Raw genomic sequence first — 18,363 nt, 5'->3', positions numbered from 1 at the left:
AATAAATTATAGAAAATTAAATATTATGGAGGTATTTATAATGAGATACAATTTTGATAAAAAGGTAGATAGAATAAAAAATAACTCGGCTAAATGGGATGAGATGGGAAAAAACTTTGGTTGTAATGAATTACTTCCTATGTGGATAGCTGATATGGACTTTGAAACAGCACCAGAAATATTAGAAGAAATGAAAAATAAATTAGATCAAAAAATATTTGGATATGTATCAAGACCAGATTCATACTATCAAAGTGCAATAGACTGGACAAAGAAAAGATATAACTATGATATAGATTTATCTACAATAATACACTCTCCAGGTGTTATACCAACTATATCTATAATATTAAAATACTTTACAAAAGATACAGATAAAATAATGATACAAACACCTGTGTACCCACCATTTGCAGGAACTGTAAAAAATAGTGATAAGATATTAGTTGAAAATGAATTAGTACAAGATACTGATGGAAACTGGCATATAGACTTTGAAGATTTTGAGGCTAAGGCAAAGGATAAGAATTTAAAGTGGTTTATATTATGCAATCCTCATAATCCAGTAGGTAGAGTTTGGAAAAAAGAAGAGTTACAAAAAATGGCTAATATATGCTTGAAATATAATGTAAGAGTTATAGCAGATGAGATATGGAGAGATTTAGTTTATAAAGGACATGAGTTTATAGCATTTACTTCATTATCTAAAGAAGTAGAAGATATAACAATTACATGTTTTTCAGCGACCAAAACATTTAATATAGCTGGATTACAAGCATCATTTGCAGTATTCCCAAGAAAAGAAGAATTAAGTTTATTTGATGCTAAGTTAGCAGCATTAGATATAAGACGAAATAATCCGTTTAGCTTAGTTGCTATGGAGGCTGCATTTAACAAAGGTGAAGCATGGCTATGTGAGTTATTAGAGTACTTAGAAGATAATGTTAACTTAGTTATGGAGTATGTAAATGAGAATATGCCAGAAGTAAAAATAACAAAGCCAGAGGGAACATACCTAGTATGGTTAGATTTTAGGGGATTAAATTTAAGTAATGAAGAAATATCAAAAGCTCTTATAGAAGAAGGAAAGGTTGCATTAAATGGAGGCAGTTTATTTGGAAATACAGGTTCAGGATTCTTTAGAATGAATATAGCTTGTTCAAAGGACATGGTACAAGATGCTTTAGAAAGAGTAAATAAGGCTGTTAAATATATTAATAAATAAGTATGTGGAATATTTTTTAATGAAGCAAAAAAGGAATTATTAACTTCTAGAAGTTAATAATTCCTTTTTATATTTAAATAACATAACTTAAACACAGAAACAAATTAATAGCATTATTTATACTTATATATTCTTATAATTTATTAAAAATATTATTGGCATTTGACAATAACTACTAGTAATGCTACTATTTAATTAGCATATGCTAATAATAAGGGGTGGGAGATGAAGTTATGGCTAATTGTAATACATGTCCATCAAATGAAAAATGTTCAAGGGACAAAGAAAGTTGTATGATAGAGAATAACGAATTAAATAACGTAAAGAAAATTATTGGTGTTATGAGTGGAAAAGGTGGAGTTGGGAAATCATCAATTTGTTCACTTATTGCAAAATCACTAAAACGTAAAGGATATAGTGTAGGTGTACTAGATGCAGATATAACAGGTCCAAGTATTCCAAGGTTATTAGGAGTTAGGGATAAAAAAGTATCTTATATAGATGAAAATATTTTACCTGTTGAAAATCATGACGGTATAAAAGTAATGTCATTGAATTTAATGACAGATAATGAAGATGATCCAGTAATATGGAGAGGTCCTATGATATCAGGTGTAGTAAAACAATTTTGGACAGATGTTATTTGGGGGGATTTAGATTATTTACTTATTGATATGCCTCCAGGGACAAGTGATGTTGCATTAACTGTAATGCAATCAATACCTATAGACGGAATAGTTATGGTATCTATACCACAAGACCTTGTATCTATGATAGTTTCAAAGGCTGTAAATATGGCAAGGAAAATGGACATAAACATTTTAGGTGTTATTGAAAATATGAGTTATATAAATTGTGAAGACTGTGGGAAAAAAATAAAATTATTTAACGGAGAAAGTACAAATAAATTCTTAAATGAAATGAATTTAAAACTTTTAGGAGAACTTCCTATGCTAAATAGTATAAGCAACTTAAGTGAAAATAAAACTGAAGATGAAGAACTTAAGTCAATTTTTGATCTAATATCAACAATTATAATAGATGATTTAAAACAATAAATAGGAGATGAGGGTGTTATATGAAAATAGCAATTTCAGCAAAGGGAAAAATTAATGAAAATACATCAGATACAAGGTTTGGCAGATGTGAATATTTTAAAATTTATGATACAAATAACAAACAAGTTAAAACAATCAGTAATAAAGGACAAAGTGCTAGTGGTGGGGCAGGGATAGCTACATCTAATCAATTAATAGAAGAAAATATAGATGTGATTATAACAGGAAGTCTTGGACCGAATGCTTTTAATCTTGTTGAAGGGGCTGGAATAAAAGCATATAAGTGTCAGTCTATATCTATAGATTTAGCTCTTGAAAAATATAATAATGGAGAACTTGAAGAAATAAAATCATGCAAAGCCTCACACCAAGGATAAAGTTATTAGATTGGAGATGAATAGATATTGAACATAGCTGTGCTTAGTGGAAAAGGTGGTACAGGAAAGACAACAGTATCGACTAATCTAGCACTTGCATTAAAAGCAAATTATATAGATTGCGATGTAGAAGAGCCAAATGGGTTTATATTTTTGAAGCCTACTATAAATAAAGAAGAAAAGGTCATGGTTGAATATCCTATTATAGAAAAAAATAAGTGTACACATTGTGGCAAATGTGCAGATGTATGTCAATTCAATGCTTTAGCAAAAGTAAGAGATAATATTATTTTGTTTGAGAAGCTGTGTCATAGTTGTGGGTCTTGCTCGATTTCATGTAAGTATGATGCTATAACTTATGATAAAAGAGAAATTGGAAAAATAGAAATTGGTACAACAAATAATACAGATTGTAGTAGAGGGACTTTAAACATAGGAGAGCCAATGGCAGTACCTATTATAAAAAAGCTTTTAAAGAATCTACATAAAGGAGTTAATTTAATTGATTGCCCTCCAGGAACTTCATGTAATGTCGTTAATACTTTAAGTTTTGCTGATGTTGCTATACTTGTAACAGAGCCATCACAATTTGGGTTACATGACTTAAAAATGGCTATAGAACTGGTTAAAAATTATAATATACCTTTTGGAATAGTTATAAATAAAGATGATGGAAAAGACAATATAGTAAAAAAATACAGTGAGAAAGAAAATATTAACATAATAGGAACAATACCATATAACAAAAATACAGCTAGGTTATATTCTAAAGGAGAAAGATTATATGATGACTTAAATCATAAAGTAATTTTTGATAATCTTTCAGATAGAATAAGTGAGGTGTTATCTTGGAATTAGTTGTTTTAAGTGGAAAAGGTGGAACAGGTAAGACGACGATTGCAACAGCGCTAGGAGAACTTTCAAAAGATGTAGTAAGAGTAGATTGCGATGTAGATGCACCTAATTTTTACCTGTTTTATGAAGGTAAAGATATAAAAAAAGAAGCTTTTGTTGTTGGAAAAAAGGCTTTAATAGATAATCGTATATGTAAAAAGTGTGGAAGATGTGAAGTAGTATGCAAATTTTCGGCAATAGAGGATTATAAAATAAATCAATTTCTTTGTGAAGGCTGCGGAGCTTGTACATTAGTTTGTACATATGATGCAATACAATTAAAAGATGAAAAGGTTGCAGATATATTTTTGACTGAATTAAATGAAGGTATAATTTCAAGAGCACAGATGGAAATAGGAAGTGACGGCTCAGGAAAATTGATTACACAATTAAGAAAAAATGGAAATAGTGCTAATGAAGATGGAAAGTTAACTATAGTCGACGGTTCACCTGGAATAGGATGTTCAGTTATATCATCTATAACTGGAAGTGATGCAGTATTAATTGTTACAGAGCCAACAAAGTCAGGACTTAAAGACTTAAAGAGAGTAGTAAAATTATGTGAACACTTTGATATCTACACTATGGTGTGTATAAATAAATATGATATTAATAATGAAGTATCTATAAAGATAGAAGATTTTACAATATACAAAGGTTTAAAATTGGTTGGTAAAATTCCATATGACAATATAGTTATGAAATCTATAAACGAGTTAAAACCTATAACTAATTATAGCGATAGTATAGCTAAGAGTGCAATTGAAGATATGTGGAATAATATAAAAAATAATATAAAAATTTATTAAATTTCAAGGAGGAAATTAAAATGAAAATAGCAGTTGCAAGTGAAAGAAACCATGTAAGTGGACATTTTGGTCATTGTGAAGGATTTGAAATATATGAATTAGATGGAAATAAAATATTAAAAAAAGAATTTGTAGAGAATCCAGGACATAGACCAGGATACTTACCTGTATTTTTAAAAGAATTAGACGTAAATGTTGTAGTTTCTGGTGGTATGGGAGAAACAGCACAACAACTTTTTGCGGATAATAATATAGAAGTAATAGTTGGAGCAAGTGGACCAAGTGATGATGTAATAAAAATGTATATAGATGGAAATTTAAAATCAACAGGAAGTATATGCAAAGAACATGCACACGAAGGTCATTGTAATGACTAAATTTATAAAACTTTAAAGTTACTTACACAGTTGTAAATAGCAAAATAAGTATATATTAAAATCTATATTATATCTACTTTAAATGATTGAAATGTAAGAGTATAATTGATATAAATAGTCAAATATGAATTTTTATTGATTAAACTTAAGATAAAAATTAGAGGTAGATAATAGCTTAGATAAATGATTTAAATATTATGTTTATACAACTATATACCACGTGTAGGGAGGAATTAAGGTGGCAAGACCAACAAAGGTTAGAACAGTAGAGTTTTTTCCAAAAGATACATATTTTGCTCCAATAGGGAAGCCAAAGTGTGAAATAGAGGAAATAAATTTAAAGCTAGAAGAACTTGAAGCGATGAGACTTAAAGATATTGAAGGGCTTAATCAAGAAGAATGTGCAAAGAAGATGAAGGTTTCTAGACAAACATTTCAAAATATTATAGATGCTGCTAGAAAAAAAGTAGCAGTTGCTTTAACTCAAGGAAATGCTATAAAAATAGATGGTGGGAATTATAGATCAAAGCACTGTAAGTTTAAATGTATTGATTGTGGAAATATTTATGAAATAAATTATGAACAAGATAAAGAGAAATGTCCTTCTTGCAAATCAGAGAAAGTCCTTTGTAGTAAAAAAGCAGATATTTGTAAAAAATGGTGTGATAAAAGAGAGTAATTAATATAAATATGCAACATAGTAAACTATACACAGATTTTACAATTTATAAGAAGCTTAAGCATATAAATGTTTTTAGCTTCTTTTTTATGTAATATAAAAGTATAGATCTAAAAAGTGGCTTATTTTTAAGGCACTTTTTAGATCTATACTTTTAAGTATTTAGCTACAGTTTTTTACCTAAACAAGCCATATAAATTACAAATTCATCCTCACCATTTAAATTTAGCATATTATCAATTATGTCTTGGTCATAAATTCCAATTGCACAAGTACCATAGTCAAGAGACTCTGATGCTATATAAAGGTTTTGACAAACATGACCAATATCTATAAGTATTTTTTTATGAGCTGCTATACTGAATCTATGTTCACTTCTATATGGAATACAACTCCAAGCGAATACAACTGCGCTTTTAGATACAAAATCTTGAACAAAAGGCTGGTTTGGAGTTGCTTTATTTATTTCATCGTTTATATTTTCTAAAGTTTTTACAAATAGAAGTTTATGTTCCAAAGGTAAATATCTATAAATTCCACATCTTAAATCATCAACATTATTTATTATTAAATATGTTTCAAATGGATGAGTGCATCCAGCAGAAGGTACTGTTCTTAGTGCACTGAATTTATTTTTTACATTTTGAATTCCTTGAGTAGACCAAAGTAAATATGAAAGTTCACCTAAATTTATTTTTTCATTACTATATTTTCTTATACTTCTTCTATCATTTATACAATCTAGTACGTTAGGTTTAACTAAAATATCTTTACTTACAGGAGGTAATTCTATTAAATCTGAATTTGAATCATATTCTTTTTGAAAAGAAGGAGCAGGTATTCCTTTTTGTTTATCTGTTTTTATATGCTTTAGTATTTCAAAATCAGATTTAAAAAAGTCTCTATTTTGTTTGATTTTATCCATAAATGTCTCCTTATTAAAATTTATATTTTTTATGCTTATCGTAACATATATTTATTTATACGGTATGTGATTATAATCACAAGAGTTTTGTTAGATATCGAACAAAAATTGTGGAGGTAATCTTTAAAATTCGTATCAATTAATGAAATATATTAAAATTGATACCTAAAAAATATTTTTATCAATATTTGAGACTAAGGAAAATTTAATAAATAAAGAATATAGATTATAATAGTATCTATTATTATTGATTCGTGCTATAATGAATATTGTAGAGATACAAAACAAATCAAGAATATCTTGATGCAGGTTTAATAGGAGAAGTTATATGAATAACGGAATAGTAAAATGGTTTAATAATGAAAAAGGTTTTGGATTTATATCAGTAGAAGGTGGAGATGATGTTTTCGCTCATTTCTCAGCTATACAAACAGATGGATTTAAATCATTAGAAGAAGGTCAAAAAGTAAGCTTTGACATAGTTAAAGGTGCTAGAGGACCTCAAGCAGAAAACATAACTATATTATAATATATACATTGTTTTGAAAAAGATTCTTTGATGAATCTTTTTTTATATGTAAAATAACATAAAGCGTTAATCATAATATTATAAATATTAATTAATATAGAAAATAATTCAAACTTAGAACTTACCTTACTAATAAATTAAAAATATAGCTATATATTAGTAAAAAAGTACAGCTTTAGAAATACGCGCCCAGTTAAATGGGTTGAGTTCTATTTTTCGAATATAAAGTAAAATGGGAGGTATAAAAGTATGTACAAAATTGGAGAATTTATTATTTATGGTAATGATGGAGTATGTGAAGTAGAAGATATAGGAACACTTAATATTTCAGGTATTAGTAAAAAGAGAGATTATTATACACTTAAACCAGTATATGAAAATGGAAAGATATATACACCAACAGATACAAGTGTGTTTATGAGAGCTATTATTACATACGAAGAAGTCCAACAACTGATTGAACTTATTCCTTCTATGAAAGAAATGGAATGTAATGAGAAAAACTCAAGGTTATTACAATCTCACTATAAAAAATTTATGGAAACACATGAATGTGTAGATTTATTGGCTGTAATATCTGGTATTTATACTAAGAAAGCTAATGCAACAACTAAGGGAAAAAAACTTGGTCAAATAGATGAAAAATTCATGAAAATAGCTCAAGGCTTAATTAATGATGAATTTTCAGTTGTTTTAGGAATACCTAGGGAAGAAGTAGAAACCTATATCAAAGAAAAAATAAATAATTGAAAATAAATAAAAGACATTTATATAGATTGTAATTAGAGTAAATATAATTATATTATAACAAAAATGGAATTTACAAAATTTTACGGACCAAGAAAATAGTAGATATTATTTTGATGGTTCATTTTTATAATCAGGATAAAAAAGAGTATTGACTTAGTCATCAATACTCTTTTTTATTTTATTTATAAATAAAACAGTATCAGCTAAAAAGTAACAAAAAGTAACAAAGGAATAAATTATATAGACGAAATAAATCAAAAATGCAATACTAATATAATGTAAACGGGCTTAATTAGATTAAAAAATTCAGGGAGTTAGGAGAACAGTATGAAAAAATTAGTTTATATACTTATGCCTATTACAGTGGGTGTAATATTTGTATTATTAATAAATATATTTTTAGATTTTGAGATAAAAGGTTTATTAAAAGAAAAAGATTTAACTAAGATAATGAATGACCCGATAAGTGATACAAAAGATAAGGGTAGTATAGCAAATAATTATTTTTTATCAAAAAAAGATATTCTTATGATGGGTTCATCTGAATTAAGTTCAGCTATAAAGAGACAGCATCCAACCAATTACTTCAATACAAATAGGAGTAAAAATGGTTTAGCAGCCATAGGAAGACCATTCACTCAAAGCCTTCAACATACAGCAACATTAGGGAGTCTAAATCCAGAAATCAAGGATAGAAAAGTTGTTTTATTAGTATCTATGCAATGGTTTATGGATAAAGAAGGTGTTAGTGGAGAACACTATCAACTTAGATTTTCTCCATCGCAATTTTATAACTTCCTAGACAGTAATAAATTATCTAAAGACAGTAAAGATAAGTTAGTTGCTAGAAGTGAGAATCTTTTAAGCACATCTAATGAATATAAACCAGAATATGTTTATTCGAAACTATACAATTCAAATGATTTTACATCAAAAACTGAAAAGTTTTTACTAAAACCATACTTTGAGCTAAGAAAATATTTTGTAAGACTTAAAGAAAAAGGATTACTTTACAAAAAATTATTACGTTCAGAAAATGCAAAATCATATAAAGAAAAAGGTAAAATTGATTGGGAAAAAGAAAAAAGTTTAGCTATAGAAGAGGCTAAACATAGAGTAGGTAATAACGAGTTAGCTATCGATCAATATTATTATAATGAAAACTTTAAAGAGGGTATAGATAAATTTAAAGATAGATATAAAGATGTAAACTTATTAGAATCGGTAGAGTTTAAGGATTACGAACTTGAGTTACAAGTATGTAAAGAATTAGGAATAAAACCAGTAGTAGTAGTTCTGCCCTCTATGGATAGATATTATAACCTAACTGGTATATCGAAAGAAGAAAGACATGAATTTTACGATAAAGTAATAGATGAAGCTAAAAAATATGATTTTGAATCAATTGATTTAAGAGATAAAGAAACTGAAAAGTATTACTTAAGAGATGTTATGCATCTTGGAACGAAAGGGTGGGTAGATCTTTGTGAAAAACTATATAAAAAGTTTGACCAATAATAAAGAGTTAATGATGAGTGTTTGTTTTACTATTATTATAATATTAGCCATATTAATATTAATATTTACTCCATTTAAGCAAATACCATTTGTATATAATGAATTTTAATAAGGAGATATAACTATGAAAATTATTGGAAGCATAAAAAAACATGCAAAAGATGATATAATTGCAGCTATTTATGAAGGTGAAAAACTTTCATATAAAGATTTAGATGCTTATTCAGAAGCTATTGACCTATATTTAAAATATGTACATGGTGATGAAAAGAACGAGTTAACTAACATAAAAAATAGTACATTAATAAAGAAAGAATTATCAAAATACTCGCCACAATATATAATACCTAGAAACAAAGCTGTTATAGATGAATTCCCTATGAATGCAAATGGGAAAATAGATGGAAAGAAACTAATGGGTGACTTATAATGACTTTTTCACAATACGGAGATTACTTCTACCTTTATATATTATTATTAACATTAATACCAGCAGTAGTATTAGGTTTACTAGGTAAAAACATAAAATATTATGGAATAATAGCAAGTATATTCATGATATTTATAATCGTAGGAAGAGACGTTAGTCTTTTATATTTCACGATGTTTATGATATTTGAAATATGTCTAATAAAAGGATATTTTTATATAAGACAAAAGACTAAAAATAAATATGTTTACTGGGTATTCTTATTCAGTTCAATGCTTCCTATAATAATAAATAAACTTTCATCACATACATCATTTGGAGTGATTGGTTTTATAGGAATATCATATTTAAACTTTAGAACAATACAAATGATAATCGAAATTTATGATGGGGCAATAAAAGAAGTTAATTTACTAAAAACATTATACTTTATAATATTCTTCCCAACATTAAGTTCAGGTCCAATTGATAGGTCAAGAAGATTTGAGTCTGACTTAGAAAAGAGTATACCGAAGGAAGAGTATATAAATGACTATCTAGTTCCTGGATTTGGTAAAATATTAATGGGAGTTGGATATAAATTTGTTATAGCATTTTTAATAAATACTTATTGGATGTCAAAGATTCCATCAGAAATTAATTTTGTTAATTCAATAAATTATATGTACGCATATAGTTTATATTTATTCTTTGATTTTGCAGGATATAGCTTATTTGCAGTAGGAACAAGTTATATACTAGGGATCAAAACACCGGACAACTTTAACAAGCCATTTATAAGTAAGGATATGAAAGAATTTTGGACTAGATGGCATATAAGTCTTTCAAGATGGTTTGGAGATTATATTTTCTCAAGATTTGTAATATCTTCTATGAGAAAGAAAAGATTTAAAAAGAGAGCTACAGCAGCACATGTTGCTCAAATGATAACAATGATAACTATGGGATTTTGGCATGGTTTAACATGGTATTACATTTTATATGGTGTATATCAAGGGGTAGTACTTATCCTAACAGATATATATCAAAAGAAATCTAAATTTTATAAAAAGCATAAGAAAGAGAAATGGTTTGAAATTGTGCAAATTGTAATAACTTTTAATATTGCATGTTTTGGGTTACTGATTTTCTCAGGATACTTTAATAAATAAAGAGATATAAAAAATAGAATATAGATTAAAAACAGGTACTCGTAAGAGTGCCTGTTTTTTATACAATTAAATTCCTTATAAAAATGTATGGTCAGTTATATTACTTTTTTGTCTAATTTATAAATTATTTGTAAATATCTGCATATTTAAAATATTAAATAAACTTACAATATAAGAAATTATTTTACAGAATATCTAAAGTTTTTAACTATTTGTCCGTATAAAAAAGAGGCGAACTATTTGAGGTTATAAGAATAATTGGGAAATTACAATTGTTAGAATATGACATCAACAATATCAACATGCACTTCAAAAATTATGGAAGTGTACCGGAATATAAGAATCATTTGTGATTTAAAAATATAAATCATAAATATTAAAATAATATAGCTCTACATGCTATTAAAATGGGAATTTATTTAGAGCTTAGACATCTAAGGAAAAGACAACGTTGGCTATTTGAACTTATTATTTAAATAGAAAAAATTATTGTATGATGTAGAAAAATTATGACAAAAAAATTGCGGGGAGGAATATGTAATGAAGAATTTAAAAATAGGCAAAAAGCTAATCGTAGCTTTTGGTATTTTGTTAGTGCTTACATCGTTTTCAAGTTTTTATACAATAAGTAAATTAAAAGAATCAGAAAAATTCAGTCAACAGTTATTTACGGGGCCTTATGTAACGACAACTGAATCTATGGGGATTCGTAGAGATTTAGTTGCTGTTGGAAGATATCTAGGTAATGCAATCATGGAAAAGAACCTTGAATTATATAAAGCTAAAATGACGGTCGAATTTGATAGTATTGCAAAAAGACTTAAAAATATTAAATCAGCTTTTAACGGAGATCAAAAACTTGTTGATAATCTTGAACAATCAATACAAAGTTTAAAACAAGAATGTGATAAAGTTCTTGAGCTTATAGGTCAAGGTAATTACGAAAAAGCAGTAGAAATAACAGAGCCAAACACTCCATATTTTAATGCATACGACAAGTGTGTTGATTATGCAATATCTTTTAATGAACAAGTAGAGGCTGATGCTATTAAATTTAACAAAGGAATAAAAGAAACATCAACAAGAGCAACGTTTGCTTCTATAGGAGTTAGTATATTTACTATAGTATCAGGTATAGCTATATGTTTATATATTACGAATAGATTAAAGAATCCAATCAAAGAGATAGAAGAAGCTGCAGAGAAAATGGCTGTTGGTGACTATAATATTGATATTGATTATGAATCAAAAGATGAATTAGGATCTTTAGCAAATAGTATGCGTAAAATGAGTAATACAACTAAAGAAATTATAAATGATTCAGTTCGTGTATTAGGAGAAGTTGCATCAGGTAATTTCAATATTGAAACTGAAGTTGAATATACAGGGGTATTCAAGGAAATTGAAAAATCAGTATATAGAATAACTAATGATTTAAGTGAAACAATGTCACAAATAAATGTAGCTGCGGAAGAAGTTGGGGCGGCATCAGATCAAGTTGCTAGTGGATCACAAATGTTATCACAAGGTGCTACTGAACAAGCAAGTGCAATCCAAGAATTATCTGCAACTATTATAGAAATATCTGACAAAATCAAAGATACTGCAGATAACGCTAGAAAAGCTAATTCTTTAACAGTAAGTTCAGCTCGTCAAGTTAAAGATGGAAATGAACAAATGAAGCAAATGGTCAAAGCAATGGAAGAAATTTCATTTACTTCTAATGAAATAGGAAGAATTATAAAAACGATAGATGATATAGCATTCCAAACAAATATATTAGCATTAAATGCCGCTGTAGAAGCAGCTAGAGCAGGTTCTGCTGGTAAAGGATTTGCTGTTGTTGCTGATGAGGTAAGAAATCTTGCTGCTAAGTCAGCAGAGGCTGCTAAAAATACAGCAACGCTTATCGAAAATTCAATAGAAGCAGTTGAAAAAGGAACTAATATTGTAGATAGTACAGCTGAGTCACTTCAAAAGATAATAAATACAACTAGTAGAACTACTGTATTAGTTGATGATATAGCTAAAGCATCTGAAGAAGAGGCAAGTGCAATAACTCAAGTTACATTAGGAGTAGAGCAAATTTCAGAAGTAGTGCAAACTAACTCTGCAACATCAGAAGAAAGTGCTGCTGCTAGTGAAGAATTAAGTGGACAAGCGCAAATGCTAAAATCACTTATTGAAAACTTTGAATTAAAAGATACAAATGGATCTAGAAGAAATATAAGTTTCAATAGCGATGAAACTGATTATTTTGCAACAAATGAATAATATAGAAACTTTAGACATTTGATTCGGACATAATTATTAAATAAGGCATTTTATAGATAGTTTTAAAAAGAGGTTAAATATTTAAATAATACCTAAAGGTATTTGGGAGGAATAAGTGTGAGAAACTTAAAAATTGGTAAAAAATTAGGATTATCTTTTTTGATTTTGATGATGATAACATCATTTGCAAGCTTTTATACGCTATTTAACTTGAAAAAAGCAGGAAACTTAAGCCATGATTTATTTAAAGGCCCTTATGAAGTAACAAAAGAATCAATGGCTATTCGTTCATATGTAAGTTCTATTGGAAATAATATTAGTAATTCAATCTATGCAGATCATGTTGCAAAAGATAATAAGGTAGTAATTTTAAATGCATTTGAAAATGTTGAGAAAAGTATAAAAGTAATTCGTGAGTCTTCTAGAACTGAGGAGAAGTTAATTAAGCCTCTTGAAGATTCAGTATCTGAATTAAGAAAAGAATTTGAAAGAATTTATGCAGTTATAGAAGGTGAAGGATATAAAGAAGAAGCAAAAGAAATAGAAACTAAAGCAGAGGGGCAGCTTGTACAAGTTTATAATAAATGCGCAAAAGATGCACTTAATCTTTATGAAGATGCAGAGGTCAAAGGCGTTGAATTTGATAAACAAGTACAATCTACTGTAAAAATAGCATTTTTTATTTCTAGCGCAATTGTATTAATTAGTATTATAGTAGCAGTTGTTGTAAGCATATCTATAACAAAAAGTTTAGGAGATCCAATTAAAGAAATAGAAAAAGCTGCAAATAAAATGGCTGAAGGTGACTTTGATATTAACATTGACTATGAATCAAGGGATGAATTAGGATCTTTATCAAATAGTATGCGTGAAATGAGCAACAAAACTAAGGAAATTATAAATGATACAGTTAACGTTTTAAGTGAAGTTGCATCAGGTAACTTCAACGCTGAACCTGAAGTAGAATATATAGGTGTATTTAAAGATGTTGAGCAATCAATAAATAAAATAACGAATGATTTAAGTGAAACAATGTCACAAATAAATGTAGCTGCAGAAGAAGTAGGAGCGGCATCCGATCAAGTAGCTGGTGGATCACAAATGTTATCACAAGGAGCTACTGAACAAGCAAGTGCAATTCAAGAATTATCTGCAACTATTATAGAAATATCTGACAAAATCAAAGATACTGCGGATAATGCTAGAAAAGCTAATTCTTTAACAGTAAGTTCAGCTCGTCAAGTTAAAGATGGAAATGAGCAAATGAAACAAATGGTTAAAGCAATGGAAGAGATTTCATTTACTTCTAATGAAATAGGAAGAATTATAAAAACAATAGATGATATAGCATTCCAAACAAATATATTAGCATTAAATGCCGCTGTAGAAGCAGCTAGAGCTGGTTCTGCTGGTAAAGGATTTGCTGTTGTCGCTGATGAGGTAAGAAACCTTGCTGCTAAATCAGCAGAGGCTGCTAAAAATACAGCTACATTAATTGAAAACTCAATAGAAGCAGTTGATAAAGGAACTAAGATTGTGGATAACACAGCTGAGTCACTTCAAAAGATAATAAATACAACTAGTAGAACTACTGTATTAGTTGATGAAATAGCAAAAACATCTGAAGAAGAGGCTAGTGCAATTACTCAAGTTACATTAGGAGTAGAGCAAATTTCAGAGGTAGTGCAAACTAATTCTGCAACATCAGAAGAAAGTGCTGCTGCTAGTGAAGAACTAAGTGGACAAGCACAAATGTTAAAATCACTTATTGAGAATTTTGAGTTAAAAGATATAAATAATTCAAGAAAAAATATAAATTTCAATAGTGATGAAACTGATTATTTTGCTATGAATTAATATTAATGATACGTAACAGTACGTTATAATTTATAAATTTAAAAAATGGAAGCCTTTATGCTTCCATTTTTGAGAATTCAATTTAAATATAAAATAAATAGCAATCTATTATATTTAATTAATAAAAGGAGAAAAGATATGAGCGGAGTAGATTCTTTAACTGAATTTTATGTACACGAAAATATGCAGTTATTAGAGCAATTAGAAGAAATTTTACTTGTAGACCAGTTAGATACTGGTGGATTAGGAAAAGAAGCAATTGAAGAAATCTTTCGTGCAATGCATACGATTAAAGGCTCTTCGGCCATGATGGGATATGATAGTTTAACAAAGCTTACTCATAGTATAGAAGATGTTTTTGATGAAATACGTAGTGGGCTTGAACTTTCTAGCAGTAAGTGGGAAGAAGTCATTGACGTTGTATTAGCAATTATTGATTTTCTAAAAGAAGAAATGTTAAATGTACAAGATGGATTGCTTCCAGAGGCAAGTATCGATGAATTACATGAAAGAGCTTCACATTTATTACATAATGACGATGAAGATAATGATGAAAGTAAAGAACTAGAAATAGAATTACCTAAAGATACTGAGAATAATTCAGATACACAAATAGCCGGCGAAAAACAACTTTGTATAAAAGTTTTATTCGAAAGCGGATGTGGTATGGAAGGTATTAGAGCGCTTGGTGTAGTTACTAATATTCAAAATTTATGTGCTATTTCAAAAACTATACCTGAAGATTTAATGATGGACTGTGATGATATTATAGTTAAAGATGGCTTTACTGTATATATAAAAACAACGGAAGAAAAGTCTGTAATTAAAAAGGCTGTTGAAGAGACTATGTTTTTAAAAAGTTTTGAAATCACTGAAGTTGTAGAAGAAACTCAGCAACAAGATGTTTCTAATGTAGAGGTATCAAATGATAGTCAAGATTCTGTAGATAAAGAAGTAGAAGTTATTAATGAAGTATTAGAGCAAAATGTCAAAGAAGAGATTGTACAACAAGAAGCACCTAAACAAGAAGTTGTACAACAAGAAGTACCAACTAAGAAAAATGAAGAAGTAGAAATCGTTAATAAGGCATTAAAAAAAGAGACTAAAGAAGAAGGTAATCAACAACATGTACATAATAAAAATAGTTATTTAACTGTAAATATTAATAAGGTTGATACACTTATGAATTTAGTTGGAGAAATTGTAACTACTGAATCTATGGTAGAAAAACAATCGCAATTAGAAAACTTTGATCCAGATAGCTTTGAAAAACAAGCAAGAAGATTGCATCAATTAACAAACGAATTACAAGATGTGGTTATGTCTATTCGTATGGTTCCGATATCTTCTACATTTACTAAAATGCAAAGAGTTGTAAGAGATATGAGTAAAAAGACTGGTAAATCAGTAGAACTTAAATTAATTGGTGAGCAAACTGAGGTAGACAAAAATATTTTAGAAAATATTTCAGATCCTTTAATGCATATGATAAGAAATAGTATGGACCATGGTATCGAGACACCTGAAGAACGTAAAAAAACTACAAAACCAGAAAAAGCAACTGTTACATTAGAAGCAAAAAATACTGGTGGAGATGTTGTAATTATTATTAAAGATGATGGTCGAGGATTGGATAAAGAGACTATTGTTAAAAAGGCAATTGAAAAAGGAATTACAAGTAAAAGTATTGAAGAAATCAGCGATAAAGAGGCTTATAACTTTATATTAGCACCAGGATTTTCAACAAAGAGCGCTGTAAGTGAGTACTCTGGACGTGGTGTAGGTATGGACGTTGTTTATACAAACATACGTAAGTTAAGAGGTTCTATTAGTATAGATAGTGAAAAAGGAAAAGGTACTATGATTGTACTTCGTATTCCATTAACACTTGCTATTGTAGACGGTATGAAAGTAAAAATAGATGATGAAATATATATTATTCCATCACTTAATATAAAAGAAGTATTTAGACAAGGTGCTTATGAAATTGTTCAAAATCCAAATGGAGAAGAACATAGTATCATTAGAGGGAATTGTTATGAAATACGCAGATTATCAAATATATTAGAAATAAATGAAACTAAATCTGATGAAGGTATTATGATTTTAGTTGAATCTGAAATGGGAAATGTATGTATGATTGTAGATAGTATTATAGGACAACAACAAGTTGTAATTAAGCCAATACCTACATTAATAACACAGTTTGAAAAAGTTCAATCTTATATGTCAGGTTGTTCTATTTTAGAAGATGGTTCTATTAGTTTAATATTTGATGTAAATGCCATTATAAATAGGTAAATGGCACTAGTTAATAAAATCGACATAATTACTATAGACGAAGCTGCCAAAATTGCTTAAAAATTATGGGGAAACTGTGTAGTAATATAGCACAAGCATTAAAAAGGAGAAATAGTCTATGGAAGATAATAAAAATATAAAAGTGTTGGTAATCGATGATTCTAGCATGTTTCGACGAATTGTATCAAAGTATCTTCAAGAACACCCAGAGTTGGAAGTTGTGGCAACAGCTAAAGACCCATATGATGCTAGGGATAAGATAATAGAGTTTAGACCGGATGTATTAACACTTGATATAGAAATGCCGGGTATGAACGGAATTGAATTCTTAAAAATTATAATGAATCAGTGTCCTATTCCTACAATTGTTATTAGTGGAGCTGATGGAAGATGTTTTGAAGCCATAAGTGCTGGTGCTGTTGGCTTCGTTGAAAAGCCAAGTTCGAGTACTATGAACGAATTTTCTAACGATTTGGCATCAAAAATTAAAGAAGCTTCAGTTGCTAAATTGGATAAAAAGAAATATTCAAAAATGAATTCTTCTCAAGTTAATAACTCGGTACAAAGAAAGAGTACATTTAACAGTGAAAATATAAGAAGAAGAAATGATAAAGATATTATTGCAATAGGAGCATCTATGGGTGGTGTAGAAGCTGTTGCTAAAGTAATAAGTCAATTACCTTTAGGATTACCACCAATTGTAATTACTCAACATATGCCACCAGTATTCACTAAAAGGTACGCAGAGCGCTTAAACAAAGAATGTGTGATAAATGTATTAGAAGGAAAAGATGGACAAGAAGTGTTAAGTGGACATGCATACATTGCCCCTGGTGGATTACAGATGGGTATTGCAAAGAAAAATAATAAATATGTATTAGAAATCAAAGAAGGAGAAAAGATTAGTGGTCATTGTCCTTCAGTAGATTATTTATTTCAATCTGTAGCAAAAGTAGCAAAAGAAAATGTTATAGGTGTTATTTTAACTGGAATGGGTTCTGACGGAGCTAAAGGATTACTTGATATAAAGGAAGCTCACGGATATACCATTGGTCAAAATAAACATTCTTGTGTCGTTTATGGAATGCCAATGGCTGCGAAGAACCTTGGAGCAGTTGAAAAAGAAAGCTCTTTAGAAATGATTCCAAATGTAATATTAAATCAGCTAAAGAGAAGACAATCAACAGTAAAATCTAAAGATTAGATAGA

Annotated in this window: 17 protein-coding genes; 16 read left to right on the top strand and 1 reads right to left on the bottom strand. The window is 28.7% G+C overall.

Features of this window, described 5'->3' with window-relative positions; genetic code table 11:
• The first annotated feature begins 40 nt into the window (after positions 1-40).
• The 7 genes from JNUCC81_RS16420 to JNUCC81_RS16390 all read left to right on the top strand — a co-directional run bounded on the left by JNUCC81_RS16420 (position 41) and on the right by JNUCC81_RS16390 (position 5,419).
• Positions 41-1,225 carry a MalY/PatB family protein gene (locus tag JNUCC81_RS16420; RefSeq protein WP_454094450.1) on the top strand — a complete coding sequence of 395 codons (1,185 nt, stop codon included), beginning with the start codon at positions 41-43 and terminating at the stop codon, positions 1,223-1,225.
• Between the two features lie 233 nt (positions 1,226-1,458).
• Positions 1,459-2,283: an Mrp/NBP35 family ATP-binding protein gene (locus JNUCC81_RS16415; RefSeq protein WP_454094449.1), complete on the top strand. Its 825-nt coding sequence runs from the start codon at positions 1,459-1,461 to the stop codon at positions 2,281-2,283.
• 20 nt (positions 2,284-2,303) lie between these two features.
• On the top strand, positions 2,304-2,660 hold the full coding sequence (locus JNUCC81_RS16410; protein WP_454094448.1) for a NifB/NifX family molybdenum-iron cluster-binding protein: 357 nt from the start codon (positions 2,304-2,306) through the stop codon (positions 2,658-2,660).
• 27 nt (positions 2,661-2,687) lie between these two features.
• A complete protein-coding gene (locus tag JNUCC81_RS16405) occupies positions 2,688-3,518 on the top strand; it encodes a P-loop NTPase (protein WP_454094447.1) in 831 nt (276 codons plus the stop codon).
• A complete protein-coding gene (locus JNUCC81_RS16400) occupies positions 3,509-4,363 on the top strand; it encodes an ATP-binding protein (protein ID WP_454094446.1) in 855 nt (284 codons plus the stop codon). The genes JNUCC81_RS16405 and JNUCC81_RS16400 overlap by 10 nt, the downstream gene beginning before the upstream one ends.
• Positions 4,364-4,383: 20 nt before the next feature.
• A complete protein-coding gene (locus tag JNUCC81_RS16395; RefSeq protein WP_454094445.1) occupies positions 4,384-4,740 on the top strand; it encodes a NifB/NifX family molybdenum-iron cluster-binding protein in 357 nt (118 codons plus the stop codon).
• Between the two features lie 238 nt (positions 4,741-4,978).
• Complete coding sequence (locus JNUCC81_RS16390; RefSeq protein ID WP_208333977.1) at positions 4,979-5,419, top strand: DUF134 domain-containing protein; 441 nt, start codon at positions 4,979-4,981, stop codon at positions 5,417-5,419.
• Positions 5,420-5,585: 166 nt separating this feature from the next.
• Here the strand turns inward: JNUCC81_RS16390 and JNUCC81_RS16385 are convergent, their stop codons facing one another.
• A complete protein-coding gene (locus JNUCC81_RS16385) occupies positions 5,586-6,344 on the bottom strand; it encodes a SagB/ThcOx family dehydrogenase (RefSeq protein WP_454094444.1) in 759 nt (252 codons plus the stop codon).
• Positions 6,345-6,672: 328 nt separating this feature from the next.
• Between JNUCC81_RS16385 and JNUCC81_RS16380 the strand changes: the two genes are divergently transcribed.
• The 9 genes from JNUCC81_RS16380 (at position 6,673) to JNUCC81_RS16340 (ending at position 18,358) form a co-directional block, all read left to right on the top strand.
• The gene (locus JNUCC81_RS16380) at positions 6,673-6,873 is read left to right on the top strand and encodes a cold-shock protein (protein ID WP_208333979.1); all 201 of its coding nucleotides are present in this window, start codon (positions 6,673-6,675) and stop codon (positions 6,871-6,873) included.
• 249 nt (positions 6,874-7,122) lie between these two features.
• Positions 7,123-7,623, top strand: coding sequence for a CarD family transcriptional regulator (locus JNUCC81_RS16375; RefSeq protein WP_454094443.1), 501 nt, complete (start codon positions 7,123-7,125; stop codon positions 7,621-7,623).
• A 327-nt stretch (positions 7,624-7,950) separates the two neighbouring features.
• The gene (dltD, locus tag JNUCC81_RS16370) at positions 7,951-9,141 is read left to right on the top strand and encodes a D-alanyl-lipoteichoic acid biosynthesis protein DltD (protein ID WP_454094442.1); all 1,191 of its coding nucleotides are present in this window, start codon (positions 7,951-7,953) and stop codon (positions 9,139-9,141) included.
• A gap of 124 nt (positions 9,142-9,265) precedes the next feature.
• Entirely contained in the window at positions 9,266-9,571 is a 306-nt protein-coding gene (locus JNUCC81_RS16365; protein WP_454094441.1) for a hypothetical protein, read from the top strand.
• The gene (gene dltB / locus JNUCC81_RS16360) at positions 9,571-10,722 is read left to right on the top strand and encodes a D-alanyl-lipoteichoic acid biosynthesis protein DltB (protein ID WP_454094440.1); all 1,152 of its coding nucleotides are present in this window, start codon (positions 9,571-9,573) and stop codon (positions 10,720-10,722) included. Before JNUCC81_RS16365 ends, dltB begins: the two co-directional genes overlap by 1 nt.
• Before the next feature lie 540 nt (positions 10,723-11,262).
• Positions 11,263-12,996, top strand: coding sequence for a methyl-accepting chemotaxis protein (locus tag JNUCC81_RS16355; RefSeq protein WP_454094439.1), 1,734 nt, complete (start codon positions 11,263-11,265; stop codon positions 12,994-12,996).
• Between the two features lie 117 nt (positions 12,997-13,113).
• The gene (locus JNUCC81_RS16350) at positions 13,114-14,853 is read left to right on the top strand and encodes a methyl-accepting chemotaxis protein (RefSeq protein ID WP_454094438.1); all 1,740 of its coding nucleotides are present in this window, start codon (positions 13,114-13,116) and stop codon (positions 14,851-14,853) included.
• Between the two features lie 138 nt (positions 14,854-14,991).
• Entirely contained in the window at positions 14,992-17,154 is a 2,163-nt protein-coding gene (locus tag JNUCC81_RS16345; RefSeq protein ID WP_454094437.1) for a chemotaxis protein CheW, read from the top strand.
• Between the two features lie 118 nt (positions 17,155-17,272).
• A complete protein-coding gene (locus JNUCC81_RS16340) occupies positions 17,273-18,358 on the top strand; it encodes a protein-glutamate methylesterase/protein-glutamine glutaminase (protein ID WP_454094436.1) in 1,086 nt (361 codons plus the stop codon).
• Positions 18,359-18,363: the final 5 nt, after the last annotated feature.

The organism is Faecalimicrobium sp. JNUCC 81 (assembly GCF_053667625.1).
The sequence above is the reverse complement of the archived record's forward strand: the minus strand, read 5'-3'. Positions and strand labels throughout refer to the sequence as shown.

Excerpts from the sequence above, each read along its gene's own strand:
- dltD (WP_454094442.1), top strand. The coding sequence starts at position 7,951 with ATGAAAAAATTAGTTTATATACTTATGCCTATTACAGTGGGTGTAATA.
- JNUCC81_RS16345 (WP_454094437.1), top strand. The coding sequence starts at position 14,992 with ATGAGCGGAGTAGATTCTTTAACTGAATTTTATGTACACGAAAATATG.
- dltB (WP_454094440.1), top strand. The coding sequence starts at position 9,571 with ATGACTTTTTCACAATACGGAGATTACTTCTACCTTTATATATTATTA.
- JNUCC81_RS16420 (WP_454094450.1), top strand. The coding sequence starts at position 41 with ATGAGATACAATTTTGATAAAAAGGTAGATAGAATAAAAAATAACTCG.
- JNUCC81_RS16380 (WP_208333979.1), top strand. The coding sequence starts at position 6,673 with ATGAATAACGGAATAGTAAAATGGTTTAATAATGAAAAAGGTTTTGGA.
- JNUCC81_RS16375 (WP_454094443.1), top strand. The coding sequence starts at position 7,123 with ATGTACAAAATTGGAGAATTTATTATTTATGGTAATGATGGAGTATGT.
- JNUCC81_RS16395 (WP_454094445.1), top strand. The coding sequence starts at position 4,384 with ATGAAAATAGCAGTTGCAAGTGAAAGAAACCATGTAAGTGGACATTTT.
- JNUCC81_RS16385 (WP_454094444.1), bottom strand. The coding sequence starts at position 6,344 with ATGGATAAAATCAAACAAAATAGAGACTTTTTTAAATCTGATTTTGAA.
- JNUCC81_RS16340 (WP_454094436.1), top strand. The coding sequence starts at position 17,273 with ATGGAAGATAATAAAAATATAAAAGTGTTGGTAATCGATGATTCTAGC.
- JNUCC81_RS16355 (WP_454094439.1), top strand. The coding sequence starts at position 11,263 with ATGAAGAATTTAAAAATAGGCAAAAAGCTAATCGTAGCTTTTGGTATT.
- JNUCC81_RS16365 (WP_454094441.1), top strand. The coding sequence starts at position 9,266 with ATGAAAATTATTGGAAGCATAAAAAAACATGCAAAAGATGATATAATT.
- JNUCC81_RS16415 (WP_454094449.1), top strand. The coding sequence starts at position 1,459 with ATGGCTAATTGTAATACATGTCCATCAAATGAAAAATGTTCAAGGGAC.
- JNUCC81_RS16410 (WP_454094448.1), top strand. The coding sequence starts at position 2,304 with ATGAAAATAGCAATTTCAGCAAAGGGAAAAATTAATGAAAATACATCA.